This is a genomic window from Paraburkholderia sp. IW21, from assembly GCF_041321145.1.
GTDB lineage: Bacteria > Pseudomonadota > Gammaproteobacteria > Burkholderiales > Burkholderiaceae > Paraburkholderia.
In genome coordinates this window covers 189536-208113 of the sequence record NZ_JBGGWA010000004.1, presented here as the reverse complement: position 1 = coordinate 208113, position 18578 = coordinate 189536, and the positions used below count along the sequence as shown (strand labels likewise).

Below are 18578 nucleotides of genomic sequence, written 5' to 3'. Positions count from 1 at the left end.
GCGCTCGGCGCTCGGCAACGCGACTCGGTTGCCGCATCCAGTGATGGTAGCAGTCCGCGTCGCGCGCACATGAACAAAATGCTCATAACGTTATCCGTCGAACGCTTGTCGCCGCGGGCCGTCGGGGCTTTCTCGCCTGACTTTCAGGGTATACGTTAATTTCACTATACGTAATTAGTTTTACCATACGTAAATTGTGATGAGACTGCGATGCTGATCGCGTTGGCCGGTGTGACGCGGCAACGCGGCCGGCGTCTTGGCCGCAGATCGCCCGAGATGGATGGATCACGTGGACAGATCACGTATCAACGGAGAACCTTGCATGGATACCCAAACACGCGCGCCGAATACCGCCAGCTCGCGGCTCGAAATCGAGCCGGGCTATCAATCGGGCTTCGCGAACGAATTCGCGACGGAGGCATTGCCGGGCGCCCTGCCCGAAGGGCGCAATTCGCCGCAACGCGCGGCCTATGGCCTGTACGCCGAGCAACTGTCGGGCACCGCATTCACCGCGCCGCGTGGCCATAACCGCCGCTCGTGGCTGTACCGGATTCGTCCGGCGGCAGTCCATAAACCGTTCACGCAACTGCCGTCGGACCGGCTCGTCGCCAATTTCGCCGAGGTGCCCCCGACGCCGCCCAACCAGTTGCGTTGGGACGCATTGCCGATGCCCGCCGAACCGACCGATTTCGTCGACGGTTGGGTGACGATGGCGGGCAACGGTGCAGCGGAATCGATGAACGGTTGCGCGATTCACCTGTACGCGGCGAACTGCTCGATGAAGGACCGTTTCTTCTACAGCGCCGACGGCGAATTGCTGATCGTGCCGCAGGAAGGCCGTCTGCATATCGCGACCGAAATGGGGCGGCTTGACGTCGAGCCATTCGAAATCGCGGTGATCCCACGCGGCGTGCGCTTCGCGGTGAGCCTGCCGGATGGCGCCGCACGCGGCTACATCTGCGAGAACTTCGGGGCGCTGCTGCGGTTGCCGGATCTCGGCCCGATCGGCTCGAACGGCCTCGCCAATCCGCGCGACTTCCTCACGCCGCACGCCGCTTACGAAGACCGCGAAGGCGACTTCGAACTCGTCGCCAAGATGAACGGTAATCTGTGGCGCGCGGACATCGGCCATTCGCCACTCGACGTGGTGGCGTGGCACGGCAATTACGCGCCGTACAAATACGACTTGCGCCGCTTCAACACGATCGGCTCGATCAGCTTCGATCATCCGGATCCGTCGATTTTTCTGGTGCTGCAATCGCAAAGCGACACGCCGGGTGTCGATACGATCGACTTCGTGATCTTCCCGCCGCGCTGGCTCGCCGCCGAAGATACCTTCCGTCCGCCCTGGTTCCATCGCAACGTCGCGAGCGAATTCATGGGCCTCGTGCACGGCGTGTACGACGCGAAGGCCGAGGGTTTCGTACCGGGCGGCGCGAGTCTGCACAACTGCATGTCGGGCCACGGCCCGGACGCGGATACCTTCGAGAAAGCGTCGCATGGCGATACGTCGACGCCGAAGAAAGTCGGCGACACGATGGCCTTCATGTTCGAAACCCGCACACTCATCAAGCCGACGCGCTTCGCGCTCGAAACCGCGCAATTTCAGGCGCATTACTACGAGTGCTGGCAAGGTCTCAAGAAACACTTCAACCCGGAGCAACGATGAACGCATTGAGCGATCTTCAGGCGACGCTCGATCCGTCGCGCAAGAGCTGGGTCGAGTCCGCCAACGACTCGACCCACGATTTTTCGATCCAGAATCTGCCGTTCGGCGTTTTCAGCGATAAGACCAACCACGCGCACCGCGTGGGCGTGGCGATCGGCGACGAGATCGTCGATCTGGCGGTGCTGCAAGCCGCAGGTTTGCTGAACGTGTCCTCGAAGACTGACGTTTTTGCACGCGACACCCTTAACGATTTCATCTCGCTCGGCCGCGAGGCATGGCGCAGCGTGCGCATCCAGTTGAGCAGTCTGCTGGCGCGCGACAACGCTACCTTGCGCGACGACGCCGCCTTGCGTTCGAAGGCGCTCGTGCGTCAATCCGATGCGCAGCTGCATCTGCCGGTGCAGATTCCTGGCTACACCGATTTCTATTCGTCGAAGGAGCACGCGACGAATGTCGGTTCGATGTTCCGTGATCCGAAGAATGCGCTGTTGCCGAACTGGTCGGAGATGCCGATCGGCTACAACGGGCGCGCGTCATCCGTGGTGGTGAGCGGCACGCCGGTGCAGCGTCCTAACGGCCAGCTGAAATTGCCGGATCAGGAGCGTCCGGTGTTCGGCGCATGCCGCAAGCTGGATATCGAACTGGAGACCGGTTTCGTGATCGGCGGCGGCAATGCGTTGGGCGAGCCGATTGCCTGCGCCGCCGCCGAAGCGCACATCTTCGGCATGGTGCTGCTGAACGACTGGAGCGCGCGGGATATTCAGCAATGGGAATATGTGCCGCTCGGCCCGTTCAACGCAAAGACATTCGCGACGACGATCTCGCCGTGGATCGTGACGCTCGATGCGCTTGAACCGTTCCGCGTCGCGCAGCCCGCGCAGGAGCCGCAGCCGTTGGCGTACTTGCGCCACGACGGCAAGCATGCGTTCGATATTTCGCTGGAAGTGACGCTGCGGCCGCAAACGGCAAAGCAGGCCACCACGATCACACGGACCAACTTCAAGCACATGTACTGGACGATGGCGCAGCAGCTTGCGCACCACACGGTATCTGGCTGCAATACGCGCGTCGGCGATCTGATGGGTTCGGGCACGATCAGCGGCCCGACCGCCGACTCGTGCGGCAGCCTGCTGGAGTCGACGTGGAACGGCAAGAATCCACTGGAATTGAAGGAAGGCGGCACACGCACGTTTATCGAAGACGGCGACGAACTGATGCTCGCCGGATGGTGCCAGGGCGACGGCTACCGCGTGGGCTTCGGGACGTGTGTCGGCGAGATTTTGCCGGCGCGGAAGTAGCGCGGAAGGCGCACAACGAAGAACGGGGAAGCCATTCATCATGACTTCCCCGTTCGCGCATCCGCAAACCACCATGCCGCAGAACCGCAGAACCGCAGAACCGCAGAACCGCAGAACCGCAGAACCGCAGAACCGCAGAACCGCAGAACCGCAGAACCAACAATCCAACCGTCAGCCCGTCGCCCGCATCGGCGCGCGCCGCTTTTCCCACCACGCGGCGGCGAGAAATGCGAGGGCCGCGGCGAGCAGCACGCCGACCATCGCGTCATTACCGACACCCTTCATCAACGCACCGGCCACCAGCGGGCCGCCGAAACTCGCCGCGCTCCACGACGCGCCCACCAGCGAACTCGCCGACACCAACGCGATACCACGAAAGCGCTCGCCACACGCGACCAGCGACAGCGTATAAATCGCCCCAGCCGCAGCCCCGAGCACATAAAGCAAAGGCCAGCATAGCCACGGCGAAGTCATCGCCCAAGGCAGAAACGGCAGCAGCATCACGACGATCACGCCGCAGCCGAGATGCACCCGTTCGCGGCCGAGCCGGTCGGCGAGCCAGCCGATCGGAAACTGCATCGTCGTGTCGCCAAGCAGCAAGGCCGATGCGAGCAGCACGGCCCCCTCGCTCGTCATGCCGTGCGACATGGCAAAGAGCGGCAGCAGCGACAGCGCGATCGTGTCGAACAACGCGAAAAAGCCCGTGCCGATCACAAGCGCCGGCATGTGCGGCAGCACGCGGCGCCAGCTGCCGTGCGCGGCGTGTTCATCCTCCGACGCTTGCGGCGTCTTGCGGATGGTGGCGAGCGCCGGCAAAGCCAGCAGGAAAATCGCGCCGCAAATCAGGAAGCGCCAGTGCATGGAGTCGGCGATCTGGCTCACCAGTACCGGGCCCGCCATCTGGAACAGCGTGAAATTGGTGGCATAGATCGCGACGACGCGGCCGCGCGTGGCGTCGTCGGCGAGCTGGTTGACCCATGCTTCGCCGATCGTGAAGAGCAGCATCAGCGCCGCGCCGCACAGCACGCGCAACACCGCCCACAGCCACAGGTTCGAGGTGAGTTGCATCAGCGCGGTGGCGAACGCAACCACCAGCACCGCGCCGACGATCACCTGGCGTGCGCCGAAACGCGCCGCGATCCAGCCGGCGACCGGCACGACGATAAGGCCGCCGCCTGCTTGCGCGGCGGTCAGGAGACCGACCACGTCGGTGCCATAGCCGGCTTGCGTCAGCGCGAGCGCAGTGAGCGGAAGGGTGGCGCCGCTGCCGAGTCCGACGACGGCGACGCTAAGGATCAGCGCGAAGAAATCGCGAGTGAAGATGACTTTCATCGGCCGAGATGCTACTACGGCTGCGGATCGTTCGCACCTTTGTGCGGATTGGGTGAAACCTGGAGGAACGCGGACGAGCGCCGCGTTCGGGGATGCGGCCGTTGCCTTTCGAGCGGCGGCTGTATTCGAGCTTAACCGGCCACGGCCATCCGCTGCGCGCGCCGGTCGATCGACACCGACCACAGTGTCAGCACCAAAGCGCCGATCGCGGTCGCCACACCGACCCATGGCAGCGTAGTGAGCGGCGCGCCCGCGCCGATCGCCATACCGCCGAGCCACGCGCCGGTCGCATTGCCGAGGTTGAAGGCACCTTGATTCAAGGTCGAAGCCAGATTCGGCGCATGGCTCGCGCGATCGACGATCAGCATTTGCAGCGGCGGCACGATCGCGAAGGCCAGAACGCCCCACGCGAAAATCGTGATCATCGCCGGGATTTCCGCGTGCATCGTGCCTGCGAAGATCGTCAGGATCACGACGATTGCCATCAGAAACGCGACCAGCGAAGGCATCAGCCGCCAGTCCGCGAGCTTGCCGCCGAGCGTGCTGCCGACCGTCAAGCCGAGGCCGAACAGCAACAACACGAGCGTGACCGCATGCGGCGTGAAGCCGGTCACGTCTTCGAGAATCGGCGTGATGTACGTGAAGGTGGAAAACAGGCTGGCCGACGCGAGCACGCTGATGCCGAGCACCATCAGCACTTGCGGGTTCTTCAGCACGCTGAATTCGCGCACGAGGCTGGCCTTCTGCATCTCGATCTTCGCCGGCAGGCACACGGCGAGCGCGCCCGCCGCGACAATGCCGATGCCGGTCACGGCCCAGAAGGTCGCGCGCCAGCCCACTGCCTGGCCGAGCGCGGTGCCGAGCGGCACGCCGAGCACGTTGGCGAGCGTCAAGCCGGTGAACATCAGCGCGATGGCTTGCGCGCGGCGATTTGGCGCGACGAGACCCGCGGCCACCACCGAACCGATGCCGAAGAACGCGCCATGGCAGAACGCCGTGACGACGCGCGCGGCCAGCAGCACCGCGTAACCCGGCGCGACCGCACACAGCAGATTGCCGACGATGAACACGCCGATCAGGCTCATCAACGCCTTCTTGCGCGGCATGTTGGCGACCGCGATCGCGACGATCGGCGCGCCGACGGTGACGCCAAGCGCATAAGCCGACACCAGCATGCCGGCCGCCGGGATCGAGACGGACAGATCGCGCGCGACATCGGGCAGCAGCCCCATGATCACGAATTCGGTGGTACCGATTCCAAAAGCGGCAACGGCAAGGGCGAGCAGGGGTAGAGGCATGGTGACGGAGCGGGATCTGCGCGACGGGAAGCGTCGTGCGGCAGGCGCGCGTTTTCGGGGCGAAGAGCGCATGCGCCATGCAGGGAAAAACAGTAGGGGATTCTACCTAAGTCAAAACAGCCGTGCTGATCGTCAAGCAGGCTGTTGTTTTTTGCTGAAGCCCCGCCGCACTGGCCTTGCCGGCGGTTTAATCCGCTCTATCGCGGGCTTTCGTCTGACTTGATCCCGCTGCGGTGGCGGCCGGCGCCTTCCGCGAAACGTGCTGCGCCCGCGACGCCTTCCTCGAAGACGGCCTGATAGCCGCCGGCGCCTTCGCGCCGCAGGGCGTCGGCGAGATCGTCGAGCATGCTGTTTTCCAGCGCGGAACGACGGTCGGCCAGCAGTGCCGCTTGCGGAAACGCCGCCAGTTCGGCTGCCAACTGTTCGGCCGCCGCGCGCGCCTCGCCTTTGCGCACGACGCGGTTGGCGAGGCCGAAACCGAGCGCCTCCTGCGCGTCCACCGCGCGGCCGGTCAGAATCAGATCCAGCGCTCGCGACAACCCGATCAAACGCGGCAAGCGAATCGTGCCGCCGTCGATCAGCGGGATCCCGACGCGCCGGCAGAACACGCCGAGCACCGCATCTTCTTCGACGACCCGTAGATCGCACAGCGCCGCGAGTTCCAGGCCGCCCGCGACGGCGTGTCCGGCAATCGCGGCAATGACCGGTTTGCGCAAGCTCATGCGCGTCGGTCCCATCGGGCCGGGGCCGCTGCCGTCGGCGTGCACTTCGTTGCGACGTGCATCGTCGGCGAGTGCGGTGAGATCCGCGCCGGCGCAGAAGGTGCCGCCCGCGCCGAACAGCACCGCCGCGCGCCATGCCGGTTCCGTTTCGAAGCAACGGAATGCCGCGCTGAGCGCATCGGCGGTAGGGCGATCGACCGCATTGCGGCGCGCGGGCCGCTCCAACACGATGGTGGCGACGCCGGTGTCCTCGTTGGCTTCGATGCGCACGTGCTCATTTAAATCTTGCGTGGTTATCATCGTTGTCTCCTGGCCTTACGGTGCGACATATTTTCGCGATTTAAATCTCAACGAACGCAGGCAGCGGGCGTTCAATAAAGTATAGATGGCTAGTATCCACATTTGCTCACATAGCAAGACTAACAATCGGCTTCTGTTTTTCGGCTTTTCAGGACCGCGGTTCCGTATTTTTACGGATGTTCGGTAGAGAGAACTCGATTATTGTCAGTGCTGCCGTCGGTTCGGCGGCGTTAACTAAAGGAGCTAAACATGTCAAAAATCAATTTCGATTCCGTTGTCAAGGCTGCTGCGGAAAAGATCACCGAAGCCGACGTCCAGATCGCGAAGACGGAAGTTGAAACCCAGGTTGAAGGCCGAGCGTGGAACATGAATCAACCGCTTAACATGATCGCATACGAAGATCAAAAGTAAGTAGTGGAAGGGCGCAATTAAACTTGTGCCCTTTCTCTGTTTTCGCGGGAGAAATGTCGATGATTTTGCAGACCAGTTTTTCGAGGCAAATAGAGACCATCATTACCCTCGCCGGCGTAATTGACTTGGACAGCAGCAAAAAATACTCATCGGTTAGCGACCTTAAACATGGGTACAGGGCACTTCTGCAGTCTCTGGGTCAGCGTGATGTTCGTGTTGGGGCAACAGAACCTTATTTTATTACAAACGCGGAAGAGGCAAAAAAGCTACGAGTATTTTTTTCAAACGACTCGTTGCTGGATGACAAGGCGCAAGCCGCAGTCATAAATGAGCAGCAGGATGATGAGGCGCTTGAGAAAGAAGATAGACTGGTTCGTGCGCTGAGCGAACTTGCCTTATATTCTGAAGAACATTCAACTCTTCTCAATACGATAATCACAGATATTTTCGTTCTGCCATCAAATATTGCCAAGGGCGGCTCTACATCCCAGGCGATAGGAGTTATTTGGGCCAATCCCCAAACCACCTATACGACCGCCGATATGATTGAGATACTGGTCCATGAGCTTACCCATCATGCAATGTTCCTGGACGAATTAAGATACACACATTATTCGTATTCACGTGTTCTCAATCAGTCAACATGGGCTCACTCCGCAATTCTAAATGTTGCCCGTCCGTTAGATAAGGTTCTGCATAGTATTGTGGTTGCGGTAGAGATTTTGCTATTCAGAGAGAGATACCTTGGCCACCCGGTCAATCCACGAGTTCATCCGCCAACCAGGTTGATGATCCAGCAGTTGAAAGATTCCATTTTGTCGACTGAGCAGGCGATTGCTCGGGATCGGACCGTATTTCACCCGCGTGCAAGGGAACTGCTGGAGAATGCACGAAATATTTTAAATAATAAGCTGATTCGAATGCCCGTCAGATTGAGCACCTGCGAGGCAGAGGCCAATGATGGTCCGAAAGTTGCCGTATAAAATCGCACGATTTGTGTGAGACGGCTCTGAAATTTGTGGAACTGCTTTGTATCGGACACCGGGCGTAACGTGAAAATCAGAAACGATAAGTGGAAAATTATTTATTGGCATCCGGCAGCCTGGATAGCCTTGTCATTAGTTTTGGTTCACCAGTGCATCATTGCGGGGTCGTCAATTTTTCTGACTGAGGTCATCGAGCGCTTCCAGGCAGGGAGGGACTATTTTCTCTACGTCTACCTTTATTTGCTCTCCATGGCCATTCCGTACCTTCCGGGGTGTGCGTCCTTCATATTTTTGCAAAAATGGATTAATGAAGCACATTGGATGTTTGTTGACAAATTCATTGCGCAGATGTCCGGGAGGATCGAGAAATACCGGGACGCAAATTTGAAGGGGCGCGCAGAATCTGTTCTCGCAAGAAATTCATTTCCTGTGGTAAAGGATTACATCTCGTTTGTTCATGATCTAGCAAGTTTTTCGTTGAACAGCGTACTTGGCATGCTGGTTATTGGATTTTTGCTTCCGCCACGCCTGTTGTGGGGATACGCATTGAGTCTGCTGTTGTGCTTTTTTATTGTGATTGGTCTAAGAAAATTAATTTCCGTGGCTTCGGCGGAATATGAAAACAAGTACATCATATATTCGGGTATTCTGGATCGGAGTTGGGAAAATGTTACCCTTGGGAATAAGTATAACGAAAACATCTGGCGACAGCGGAAAAGCGTGTCAGGGCATTCATTCTATGCGATATCTTATAGGTTGCAGATCCTTAAGCAAAGCGGAAACGTTCTTCTGGCCGTGGCTTCCCTTGGCCCGACGATTTTCCTGATAGCTTCGATCCTGCACGATGGACGAGCAGCCTCCGCCGTTATTGCCGCAGTGATAGTTAGCCTTACTCGTATATTTCTGATTATTAATTCTCTGAGTGCTCTTGTTTACAAGTTTCTTGACTGGTCCTCAATGCGGGCGAGACTGGACGTACTGTTTGATACCGGATCATCTATCGCAGCAGATGAGGTGTTGGACGGAGGCGTGGTCGGTAACATTGAAATCAATGGGACATTAGTCACGGGCGTGACTCAGGTGGCGCAAATGGTGTCACAGGCTGGCAGCGGCCGATTCAAGATAACTGGCGCGAATGGAAGCGGAAAATCAACGGTCTTGCTTGCATTAAAAAATATATTCCGGGATGAGAGTTTTATTTTCCCGGCGCACCACGGCGATTTGATGTGGAAATCAGATGATGCGACATTGTCAACGGGGCAAAAGACAGGGATTTTTCTTAAGGAAATATTCGAACTTGACGGAATAAAGTATCTTTTGCTCGACGAGTGGGATGCGAATTTGGATGGCGAAAACAGGCGTGCTATCGATGGCATTCTGGATGAGATTGGCAAGAGCAAGACGATTGTTGAGGTTCGACATTAACGGAGTCATCAATGAATGGAAGTGATTTCGCTCAGTATATCTTGGGAGATGCTGATTTCAGATCGCACTACGGAGAAAAGAAATTCTGGCATTCGCATTTTTTGGAAACGAGGGTTCACAAGATATTTTCCTGGGAACATCTAAACGCGTGCCTGTCGCACAATAGAATAACGAATGATAGATTTCGCATGTCGACGGAGTACGAACATAATCTTTTGAATAAACGGGCGTTTCGACCCGTGAGAGATAAATTCGGTCGCAGCACGGATTACCTGGTTATTAGCGAACTTCACCAATTGATGCGTGAGGGTGTGACGGCAGTGCTGGAGGCTATCAATGAGCTTTCGCCAAATGTGGGGGATTTGACCGAGAGGCTTGGTGGGGAGCTTGGAGCGCAATCGACAGCAAATGCTTATATTTCGTTTGGCGACACCTCGGGGTTTGGCGTACATAACGATGACCATGACGTAATTGTCATGCAAATTGATGGCAAAAAGAAATGGCGGTTTTTCAGGTCAGGAACGATCCAGGAAAAAGCAACCGTTAACGAACTAAAGCACCCTTCCGAGTCCGATCGTGGTGACGAATTGATTATAACGGCTGGCGACATCATGTTTATTCCAAAGGGAACGTGGCATGATGTTGTGGCAGTAAATGAGAAGAGCCTGCATTTGACAATTAGTTTAGTCTATCCAACTGTGGTCGACTTTGTTAACTGGGGATTGGCACGAGATAAGTTCGGGATCCCCTATGCTGATTTCCGGCCGTCGAAAGTCGAGCGAGAGGGTTTGTCTTATAAATGCCGTGAATATTTCAATCGCTTAATCAATGAGGAAAATATTGAAATATTTTTGCGCGCGTTTTATGCGGGACATGCCGGATCGCGTGTGCGTGCTAATTTCCCGTTTTTGAACTCGGCGTCGCTGGAGGACGGCTTTAGACGAATCCCTTTTGATGTCGTTGTCTTGAACACAGAAGAAGACGATGAGTGTGTGAAGACGTTTGCATTGGGACGCATTCACGAGTTGGCGCCCGAAGAATATGCGCTCTTGCGCAGGCTCCCGCACACGGGCGCGATGCGCGGGAAGGCGCTCATCCCGGTCGATGAAGCGTGGGATTCCGTAGCCTCGACATTGCGGAGTCTGATGGATCGCGGTTTGGTAGGAAAGGTTGCGCTAACGGAAAGCCGTGCCTAGTCGCCCCGTGCATGAGCAACCCGTTTGCCAGGGAGACCTTGCGTTCCGGCGGTTAGGCCGATGGGCCGCCCGTTTAGGCACCGAGCGCATCTTGAGATCAATGACGACAAGGGCTTTGGGGCGAGCAGCGGCATGCCCAAACGGGATGTCGAAGCAGGATCGGTGAAGGCGGCGAGCAGGGAGTTATCTCTCCGCCCCAACCTGCACCGTTCTGATCGAGTGGATCGGCAATTTTGTCTGTCGCCGATGCCAAGCAAACGCCGCTGCAGGATGAAGGGCCGACAACATCGCCGGAACTCACCAAAGGCCCCTTATTGCAGCGATTCCCTGTGCGCCGTGCGATTGCGCTAGCATGGTTTGACGTCTTGTCATTCCACCCAATGCATAGACCGGAACATTAACGCGGGCAGTTAGCTTTTCAAATGATTCCCACCCCATGGGCTTTGCTTCGGGATGGCTTGCAGTCGCCAAAACTGGTGAAAGTGTCACAATATCAACGCCGATTCTTTCTGCATGCATCAATTCCTCAAGTGAATGGCATGCAGCCGACACCAGCATTGGACTTGCTATCGGTCGTGCGGTACATGCCATGAGTCGTGCGCTGCTGAGATGTATGCCATCAGCTGCTACGCTGGCTGTGGCGGCGTTCGGTCCATTCAAGATTAGACGAGCGTGATGACTGTGACAAAGATGTAGCGCTTGCGTTGCCAGTTCCGCGTATGTTTCGTCATCGACTGTTTTAACGCGTAGCTGCACAAGCCTGATTCCCGATAGTAAAGCTTTGGCCAGGTTAGCAATGAAATCATTGAATTTTGCTCGCTCCGTCTCGGGCGTTATAAGGTAATGCTCAGGAAAATGGCTGTTTATCATATCCAACATCCTATGATGACTCTGATATTCCAAGATCTGAAAATCGCAAAATTAGCTCGGTCTTGTTCATGCAGCCAAGTTTCGACTTCATATTTTCAATATGCGTCTCAATGGTTCGACGCGACACATCGAGTTGTTGAGAAATTTCACGTGCTGTTCGGCCAGCAACGACAAGACGCGCTATTTCCAACTGCCTTGGCGTGAGCGGCCCACTCGCTAGCGACAGGGCTGGCAGCGCTTGCTTCGTTTGACAAGACGCTCTTACGGCACGAATGATGCGGTCATCCGATGCCTGTTGGATCAATTTTTTTGCTGAATCACGAAAAAAAACGGCGAATTTTTCCAGAAGTTCGAGATTATTTATATAAAATCCAATAATCGATCTATTGCGCACTGGTGCGTAAAATATAAAATATTCACACCAGTCATCAGTTTTGTTTATTATTTTAAATGGGCTGGCATGATCAAATAAAATCCTTTGATCGTTCACTTGATTGGCATACCTCTCTCTTATATTGGGAGGAAAAGTCTCAATCTTGCTGTCAAGTAGGGAATAACGTTCTTCTTCAGTATAGCAGGCTGGCGTGTAGGCGCCTACAATGTATTTTTTAATCAGAAAAGTATGCCGTAGGGCGTTGGGATCAGTCCAAAGTTCTGCGCGAGACCGATCCGGATATACCCTGGAGTAGGAGAAGCAATTTATCCCGGATTTTATAAATAAATCTTGAGAAAGCGCGATCACGTCATGTGCTGCCATAAATGAAAAATTCCGGTCAGGCATTACCACCTCCGCTTTCATTTTCCCACAAGATTACCAATTTGCGTCTGGCAACAATAAATCTTTGCTAATAACGAACTTGATACTTTGTTCTGTATTCCTGAAATGCAACGATATAGCAGATGTTATCTTTGAAAACTTCATTTTTCTATCGCTTTCAATGTTTGATAGAAGATGGCGCGCGGTGGCTGGGTTTATAAGCTGGAACCCTCTGAATTTGCTGGAAGTCTTTTGATTCAGACAATTAATTGCTTGTCGGGCAGCAAAGACCTGATTTATCTGCTGCGCGCGCTGAGTTTCGTGGCCATGCCGGCACCTCGATTCGTGGAGATCGATGCATGCCGCAGGTTTCCGCGCACGGTCGTCGATTCGGCACTCCAAGCCAATGCGTGGGTGGCGTGACTGCGTCTCATCCCGCGGGGCTCGCGTGCAGAAGCTTGTCGGCGGTCGCCGGGTGATCAGGCTGTGGATCACGTCCGTTGCGGCTAAAGGCCCTCTTCCGGTCATTCATACCCGCTGCTATGCCGCGTGATTAATCCCGTTGCTTGTCATGCATCTTTCACAATCGGCTCGTAGCGTTAGCGCTCTTTTAACACGCTGGCGGTTTTTAGCTAGCTTATCGAGCCTGCTTTGCCTTTGTCCAATTCATCGTCCGCGGACGCACCGGCCTGTGCCGAGACGGTCTGGATCGTGCCTCTGCATCAACATTCATGGTACGACCATGTGCGCCTGAAACGCGTCTTCGTCACTGACGGCACGCGTCATCAAGTGGTCCTGGTCGACGCGCGCAAGTTGCTGGCGTGCGCGGATCGCGACAACACCGATTATGTTTTGAAGCCGGTCGCCGAATGGCATTCGGGCAAGGTGCGCGGCATCCGCGAGTTTCTCGATCCGGACAACCCGCGCATTGCGCAGATGCCCTACGTCACGATCTCGACGCGCTGCGCGCCGGGTTTGCTGGGCTGGCTGGGTCTGGAGCGCGAGGGCGTGGTGGCGTTTCGTAACGGCCAGCATCGCGCGCGCTATCTGGTTGATGCGGGCGCGCGCTGGTTTCCAGTGGAAGTGCACGAGCGCGAGGCGGCCTTGCTGCGCGAACTCTGCGGCGCGGCGGACGACGCCCGCACGGCACTCCGCCCGACTACCCTGGCGGGCAACAACGACGGCTAGCCCGGCGCACGCACCACGTTGCGCGGCGTGCCGGCCCGCCATGCCGCGACGTTGTCGAGCGTGGTCTGGGCGATCTCGTTCATCGCCTCGCGCGTGAAGAATGCCTGGTGCGCGGTGACGATCACGTTCGGGAACATCAATAGACGCGCCAGCACGTCGTCCTGCAACGGCTGGTTCGAGTGATCCTCGAAAAAGAGGCCGCCTTCTTCTTCGTACACGTCGAGGCCGAGATGGCCGAGCTGGCCGTCCTTCAACGCGCCGATCAGCGCATTGCTTTCGACAAGGCCGCCGCGTCCGGTGTTGATCAACATCGCGCCGCGTTTCATCTTCGCGAGTGCGGGGCCGTCGATCAGATGGTACGTGGCGGGCACCAGCGGACAATGCAGACTGACCACGTCGGATTCGGCGAGCAGCGTATTGAGCGGGACGTAGCGGGCGCCGAGGGCGAGCAGATCGTCGGCCGGCGTCCCGGGGTCATAGGCGAGCACCTGCATGCCGAACCCCGCCATAATGCGGCCGAATACGCGGCCGATCATGCCGGTGCCGATCACGCCGACGGTCTTGCCGTGCAGATCGAAGCCGAGCAGCCCATGCAGCGAGAAATCGCCTTCACGTGTGCGCGCGACCGCGCGGGGCAGGCGCCGGTTCAGCGCCAGAATCAGACCGACCGCATGTTCCGCGACCGCGTGCGGCGAGTAGGCCGGCACCCGCGCAACCGTTATGCCAAGACGTTCGGCCGCTGCCAGGTCGACGTGATTGAAGCCCGCCGAGCGCAGCGCGATCATGCGCGTGCCGCCGGCATGGAGACGCTCCAGCACCGCGGCATCGACGTTGTCGTTGACGAACGGGCAGACCACTTCGTAGCCCTGCGCGAGGATCGCGGTTTCGACGTCGAGGTGCGATTCCTGGAAGTGCAGTTCATAGCGATGCGTGCCATTGGCCTCGGCGAACGTGTCGCTGTCGTATTGCCGGGTGCTGAACAGGATCATGCGCATGAATGACTCCGGAAAAGCGGCTTGACTGGCCGTCGGTTTGCCGTGGTTGAAATAGTCCAAAGTGTAATCGATGAATGAACGCGCTTTGGCGGGTGCGATGAACGAGGGCGAGGCGCCCGTATTGCGATTTCCCAGCGCTAGCTGTACATCGACTGATGGGTTTCGAGCATTGCAAGCGGTGAATTATTGCGTTCTGAATAGCAATTTTCCTTTTTTTGTGCGAAGCAGGATTATCCGTTTGGCATAGATTTTATGGCTCTTGTGGGTATGCCGAAAGTTAGTTAATTAAACGCACTAAAACGTCTGCATGCCCGAGTGGGTGGGCTTGCTGGGGCAAGGGTTTGAGCGCATAAAACGTTAGGCGTTTCTTGAAGCTTATGCTGCTTCCCGCCGTTATTTTTTTGAAGAAGTCATAAAATTCTCTGGCATTTTTTTCCGCCAACTGTTTCAATTTGATCCTCGTTCGGAAAAGGCAAGAATTTGCACTGAATGGCGTGCTGTCGGTTATTTAATTTTTTTGCACCTTTCTACTAAGTAAACCTGTAAATCGGCGAGCCAATATGATCGGTGAATTGCTGAGGTCTCAACCGGAGATCGCGCTGTTCGCAAGCCTTGCAATCGGATATTTCATTGGCTCGTTTCGCGTGGGGCCAATTCAACTCGGCGGCGTTTGCGGCACGTTGATCGTTGCATTGTTATTGGGTCAGACGGGCGCGCGGCTGGCTCCCGATCTGAAAAACATCGCGTTTGCGCTATTTATTTTTGCGCTGGGCTTCACCGGCGGTCCGCAGTTCTTCGCCAATATCGGCCGGGGCTGGCGCTATGGTTTGCTGTCGGTGGTCGAGATCGTGTCGGTGCTGGCGCTGATCCTGATCGCGGTGGCCGTCATGCGGCTCGATGCCGGCACGGCCGCCGGTTTGCTGGCGGGCGCCGCGACGGAGTCGGCCGTGATCGGCACGGCTTCCGAGGCGATTGCCAAGCTCGGCTTCAGCGACGCGGAAACGCTGCGTCTGCAGGCCAACATCGTGACGGCGTACAGCGTGAGCTACCTGTTTGGCCTGGTCACCATCGTCCTGTTTACCAGTCAGTTCGCGCCGCTGCTATTGCGCATCAATCTGCGCGAAGAAGCCGGGCGCGTGTGGCGCAAGCTTGGCGGCGACGGCGCATTCAGCGACGGGCAACGGGCCGCCGCGCCGACGCTCGTGGGCCGTGCGTTTCGCGTGGGCAACGCGGCCGGCGCGACCATCCAGGCGTTCGAACAGCAGCACGGCTTCAACCTGACCATCGAGCAGGTTCAGCGCAACGGTGAGAACGTGCCGGTCGAACCGCAACGGTCGCTAGTGGCTGGCGACCTGATCCTTGTAGCCGGGCGGCGCGAAGCGATCGTCGCGGCTGCTGCCGGCCTCGGCGAAGAAGTGGACGGCGCGGGGTTCGGCCAGCCCGTCGCCGAGAAGCTCGACGTCGTGCTGACGCGCCGCGAGGCGCACGGTCTGACAGTCGCCCAGGTGCGCGAACGGGCAAAGCCGGAAGAAGGACGCGGCGTCTATATCGCAGCCGTCACGCGGCTCGAAACCACGGTGCCCGCGCTGCCCGGCACCGAACTCAATCGCGGTGACGTGCTCACGCTGGTGGGTGCGAAGGCCGACGTCGAGCGCGGCGCGCGGCATCTGGGCTACGTGCTCGCCGCGACTCAGAAAACCGACTTCGTTTATCTCGGCCTGGGCGTGCTGGCCGGCATGGCGATCGGCCATCTCGGCGGGCGCATCGGCGGTGTGTCGATCGCACTCGGCACGGGCGGCGGCTGCCTGCTGTCGGGCCTGCTGTTCGGCTGGATCCGTTCGCGCTATCCGCTCATGGGCTCGTTGCCCTCGGCTGCCGCGCAAATCCTCAAGGACTTTGGTCTTGCTACCTTCATCGCCGCGGTCGGTCTGTCGGCGGGGCCCGACGCCATCAAGCTGGTGCGCGAGTACGGTCTGGCGCTGCCGCTCGCCGGCATTCTGATGGTGCTCGTGCCCGGCTTGCTGTCGCTATGGATCGGCCGCGTGTTTCTCAAACTCGAAGCGCCCATGCTGCTTGGCGCCATTGCCGGTCAGCAATGCAGCACGCCGGCGATCAGCGCGCTAGTCGGCGTGACCGGTAATTCGACGCCGGTGATCGGCTACACGATCACCTATGCACTCTCGAACATTCTGTTGCCGTTGATGGGGCCGGTGGTGGTCGGCCTTGCCGGAAAGTTCGGCTAGACGGGCAGAGGTGCTGCGCGCGGCGCACGATGCCACGCGCAGTCGATGGGGTATGCGCAAGGCGACACGACGTCCGCATGCACATGCAGCACCCAGTACTCAGTATCGCAAACTATCCAGCGAGGGCACGATGGACTGGCTACATCATATTTTTCAGAAATCACCCGAGATCGCGCTGTTTTTGTCGCTTGCAGCCGGTTATTTCATCGGGCAGATCAACTTCGGCAAATTCCAGTTAGGCGGCGTGGGCGGATCGTTGCTAGCCGCGGTCGTGATCAGTCAGGCGGGCGTGACGATCGACAACGGCGTGAAATCGGTGATGTTCGCCGTGTTCATTTACGCGGTTGGCTACGACTCCGGCCCGGGCTTCTTCAACTCGCTGAACCGCAAGACGCTGCGTGAGATCGCGATGGCGGTGTTTCTCGCCGTCTCCGCGCTGATCACCGTGGTGGTTTGCGCGAAGCTGTTCCATCTGAACAAGGGTCTCGCGGCGGGTCTCGCGGGCGGTGCGCTGACGCAGTCGGCGATCATCGGCACGGCCGGCGACGCGATCGCGCGTCTCGGTCTGCCGGCCGACCAGGTCAAGTCGCTGCAATCGGACGTGGCGATCGCCTACGCGGTGACCTACGTGTTCGGCTCGCTCGGCGCGATCATCGTCTGCGTGAACATCCTGCCGAAGTTCATGGGACAAGGGTTGCGAGAGGCGTCGCTCGAAGCGGAGAAGGAACTGTCTTCGGGTTCGTCGTCACTCGGAGCGGGGCAAATTCGTGCGTTGCCCGAACTGGTGGGACGCGCATACAAGATCGATGTCAGCGCCGGAAAAACGATCAAGGCAGTCGAGACCCAGCATCAGGACATGTTGACGATCGAGCGGATCAAGCGTGACGGTAAGAACCTCGATCCGACGCCCGATCTGGCGTTGCAACTCGACGACGAAGTGCTGGTGGTGGGGCGCCGTGAGGCGGTGGTCGCATTCGGCGCGAACGGCAGCGAGATCGCCAACGTCGCCGACATTGGCGTCGTGATGCAGACGCGCGAAGGCGTGTTCACACGCAAAGGCATGAACCACACGACGATCGCCGCTGCACGCGAAGTTGTGGATCGCGACATGCGCCACGGCGTCTACATCCAGAGCGTCTCGCGCGCCGGGCAACCGTTGCCGATTCTGCCCGAAACCAGGCTCGAGCACGGCGACGTCATCACCTTCTACGGTTCGCCGAAAGACACCAGGCGCGCCGTCGATGCAGCCGGCTACGAACTCCCGTACAGCAACAAAACCGACTTCATCTATATGGGTGTCGGCCTGGTGCTCGGTCTCCTGATCGGGCTGATCGTCCTCAACGTGGGCGGGATTCCGCTCACGCTCGGGTCGGGCGGCGGCTGCCTGCTCGCCGGTCTGCTGTTCGGCTGGATGCGCGGCAAGCATCCGATGTACGGCGTCATGCCGACAGCGGCTTCGCAATTGCTGAAGGACTTCGGTCTCGCGGCGTTCGTTGCGGTGGTCGGTTTGAATTCCGGCTTGCAGGCGGTCGTAACGGTCAAGCAGAGCGGCATGACGATCTTCCTGCTCGGCGTCTTTGTCACGTTGTTCCCCCTGCTCCTGACGATGCTGTTCGGCCGCTACGTGCTGGGCTACAACAACGCGGCGATCCTCGCCGGCGCGCTGACAGGTTCACGCAGTGCCAACCCGGCATTCGGCGGGGTGCTCGACAAGGCGGAAAGCGCCGTGCCGACTGTGCCGTTCGCGATCACGTATGCGATCGCGAACGTCGCGTTGACGCTGCTTGGACCCCTCGTGGTCGGGCTGGTTTAGCGCAGGCATCTATCGATCTCTTTCACGCCGGCGGCAACTGGACGATCACCCGCTGCGCCGGGGTTATTCACTTGC

Annotated in this window: 17 protein-coding genes; 10 read left to right on the top strand and 7 right to left on the bottom strand. The window is 58.3% G+C overall.

Annotation, left to right across the window (positions count from 1 at the left end):
• Positions 1–322 precede the first annotated feature (322 nt).
• On the top strand, positions 323–1669 hold the full coding sequence (gene hmgA, locus ACAX43_RS11365) for a homogentisate 1,2-dioxygenase (RefSeq protein ID WP_370708497.1): 1347 nt from the start codon (positions 323–325) through the stop codon (positions 1667–1669).
• A complete protein-coding gene (fahA, locus tag ACAX43_RS11360; RefSeq protein WP_370708496.1) occupies positions 1666–2967 on the top strand; it encodes a fumarylacetoacetase in 1302 nt (433 codons plus the stop codon). The genes hmgA and fahA overlap by 4 nt, the downstream gene beginning before the upstream one ends.
• A 171-nt stretch (positions 2968–3138) precedes the next feature.
• Here the strand turns inward: fahA and ACAX43_RS11355 are convergent, their stop codons facing one another.
• The 3 genes from ACAX43_RS11355 to ACAX43_RS11345 form a co-directional block, all read right to left on the bottom strand.
• Complete coding sequence (locus tag ACAX43_RS11355) at positions 3139–4299, bottom strand: MFS transporter (RefSeq protein ID WP_370708495.1); 1161 nt, start codon at positions 4297–4299, stop codon at positions 3139–3141.
• Between the two features lie 131 nt (positions 4300–4430).
• Complete coding sequence (locus ACAX43_RS11350; RefSeq protein WP_370708494.1) at positions 4431–5597, bottom strand: MFS transporter; 1167 nt, start codon at positions 5595–5597, stop codon at positions 4431–4433.
• A 197-nt stretch (positions 5598–5794) separates the two neighbouring features.
• Positions 5795–6619, bottom strand: coding sequence for a crotonase/enoyl-CoA hydratase family protein (locus ACAX43_RS11345; RefSeq protein WP_370708493.1), 825 nt, complete (start codon positions 6617–6619; stop codon positions 5795–5797).
• A 249-nt stretch (positions 6620–6868) separates the two neighbouring features.
• Between ACAX43_RS11345 and ACAX43_RS11340 the strand changes: the two genes are divergently transcribed.
• From ACAX43_RS11340 to ACAX43_RS11325, 4 genes are all read left to right on the top strand, one after another.
• On the top strand, positions 6869–7030 hold the full coding sequence (locus ACAX43_RS11340; RefSeq protein ID WP_370708492.1) for a hypothetical protein: 162 nt from the start codon (positions 6869–6871) through the stop codon (positions 7028–7030).
• Positions 7031–7089: 59 nt separating this feature from the next.
• Entirely contained in the window at positions 7090–8013 is a 924-nt protein-coding gene (locus tag ACAX43_RS11335; RefSeq protein WP_370708491.1) for an HEXXH motif-containing putative peptide modification protein, read from the top strand.
• Positions 8014–8082: 69 nt separating this feature from the next.
• Positions 8083–9441 (top strand): ABC transporter ATP-binding protein, encoded by a 1359-nt coding sequence (locus ACAX43_RS11330; RefSeq protein WP_370708490.1) that lies wholly within the window; start codon positions 8083–8085, stop codon positions 9439–9441.
• Between the two features lie 11 nt (positions 9442–9452).
• Positions 9453–10637 carry a JmjC domain-containing protein gene (locus tag ACAX43_RS11325; protein ID WP_370708489.1) on the top strand — a complete coding sequence of 395 codons (1185 nt, stop codon included), beginning with the start codon at positions 9453–9455 and terminating at the stop codon, positions 10635–10637.
• 297 nt (positions 10638–10934) lie between these two features.
• Here ACAX43_RS11325 and ACAX43_RS11320 read toward each other — a convergent pair whose 3' ends face one another.
• Together ACAX43_RS11320 and ACAX43_RS11315 are read right to left on the bottom strand one after the other, a co-directional pair.
• Entirely contained in the window at positions 10935–11507 is a 573-nt protein-coding gene (locus ACAX43_RS11320; protein WP_370708488.1) for a thiamine phosphate synthase, read from the bottom strand.
• Positions 11508–11517: 10 nt separating this feature from the next.
• Entirely contained in the window at positions 11518–12288 is a 771-nt protein-coding gene (locus ACAX43_RS11315) for a response regulator transcription factor (RefSeq protein ID WP_370708487.1), read from the bottom strand.
• A 171-nt stretch (positions 12289–12459) separates the two neighbouring features.
• Between ACAX43_RS11315 and ACAX43_RS11310 the strand changes: the two genes are divergently transcribed.
• Complete coding sequence (locus ACAX43_RS11310) at positions 12460–12687, top strand: hypothetical protein (RefSeq protein ID WP_370708486.1); 228 nt, start codon at positions 12460–12462, stop codon at positions 12685–12687.
• 294 nt (positions 12688–12981) lie between these two features.
• A complete protein-coding gene (locus ACAX43_RS11305; protein ID WP_370708844.1) occupies positions 12982–13452 on the top strand; it encodes a hypothetical protein in 471 nt (156 codons plus the stop codon).
• On the opposite strand, the gene ACAX43_RS11300 is transcribed toward ACAX43_RS11305, so the two are convergent.
• Positions 13449–14447 (bottom strand): 2-hydroxyacid dehydrogenase, encoded by a 999-nt coding sequence (locus ACAX43_RS11300; protein ID WP_370708485.1) that lies wholly within the window; start codon positions 14445–14447, stop codon positions 13449–13451. The genes ACAX43_RS11305 and ACAX43_RS11300 overlap by 4 nt on opposite strands.
• A gap of 277 nt (positions 14448–14724) precedes the next feature.
• A complete protein-coding gene (locus ACAX43_RS11295; RefSeq protein ID WP_370708484.1) occupies positions 14725–14898 on the bottom strand; it encodes a hypothetical protein in 174 nt (57 codons plus the stop codon).
• 109 nt (positions 14899–15007) lie between these two features.
• Between ACAX43_RS11295 and aspT (ACAX43_RS11290) the strand changes: the two genes are divergently transcribed.
• Together aspT (ACAX43_RS11290) and aspT (ACAX43_RS11285) are read left to right on the top strand one after the other, a co-directional pair.
• Positions 15008–16690: an aspartate-alanine antiporter gene (gene aspT / locus ACAX43_RS11290; protein ID WP_370708483.1), complete on the top strand. Its 1683-nt coding sequence runs from the start codon at positions 15008–15010 to the stop codon at positions 16688–16690.
• 130 nt (positions 16691–16820) lie between these two features.
• Positions 16821–18503 carry an aspartate-alanine antiporter gene (aspT, locus tag ACAX43_RS11285; protein WP_370708482.1) on the top strand — a complete coding sequence of 561 codons (1683 nt, stop codon included), beginning with the start codon at positions 16821–16823 and terminating at the stop codon, positions 18501–18503.
• Positions 18504–18578: the final 75 nt, after the last annotated feature.

Coding starts and splice junctions, on each gene's coding strand:
- ACAX43_RS11350 (WP_370708494.1), bottom strand. CDS start 5,597: ATGCCTCTACCCCTGCTCGCCCTTGCCGTTGCCGCTTTTGGAATCGGT.
- ACAX43_RS11320 (WP_370708488.1), bottom strand. CDS start 11,507: ATGATAAACAGCCATTTTCCTGAGCATTACCTTATAACGCCCGAGACG.
- ACAX43_RS11300 (WP_370708485.1), bottom strand. CDS start 14,447: ATGCGCATGATCCTGTTCAGCACCCGGCAATACGACAGCGACACGTTC.
- hmgA (WP_370708497.1), top strand. CDS start 323: ATGGATACCCAAACACGCGCGCCGAATACCGCCAGCTCGCGGCTCGAA.
- aspT (WP_370708483.1), top strand. CDS start 15,008: ATGATCGGTGAATTGCTGAGGTCTCAACCGGAGATCGCGCTGTTCGCA.
- ACAX43_RS11315 (WP_370708487.1), bottom strand. CDS start 12,288: ATGCCTGACCGGAATTTTTCATTTATGGCAGCACATGACGTGATCGCG.
- ACAX43_RS11335 (WP_370708491.1), top strand. CDS start 7,090: ATGATTTTGCAGACCAGTTTTTCGAGGCAAATAGAGACCATCATTACC.
- ACAX43_RS11310 (WP_370708486.1), top strand. CDS start 12,460: ATGGCGCGCGGTGGCTGGGTTTATAAGCTGGAACCCTCTGAATTTGCT.
- ACAX43_RS11355 (WP_370708495.1), bottom strand. CDS start 4,299: ATGAAAGTCATCTTCACTCGCGATTTCTTCGCGCTGATCCTTAGCGTC.
- ACAX43_RS11325 (WP_370708489.1), top strand. CDS start 9,453: ATGAATGGAAGTGATTTCGCTCAGTATATCTTGGGAGATGCTGATTTC.
- ACAX43_RS11345 (WP_370708493.1), bottom strand. CDS start 6,619: ATGATAACCACGCAAGATTTAAATGAGCACGTGCGCATCGAAGCCAAC.
- ACAX43_RS11340 (WP_370708492.1), top strand. CDS start 6,869: ATGTCAAAAATCAATTTCGATTCCGTTGTCAAGGCTGCTGCGGAAAAG.
- aspT (WP_370708482.1), top strand. CDS start 16,821: ATGGACTGGCTACATCATATTTTTCAGAAATCACCCGAGATCGCGCTG.
- fahA (WP_370708496.1), top strand. CDS start 1,666: ATGAACGCATTGAGCGATCTTCAGGCGACGCTCGATCCGTCGCGCAAG.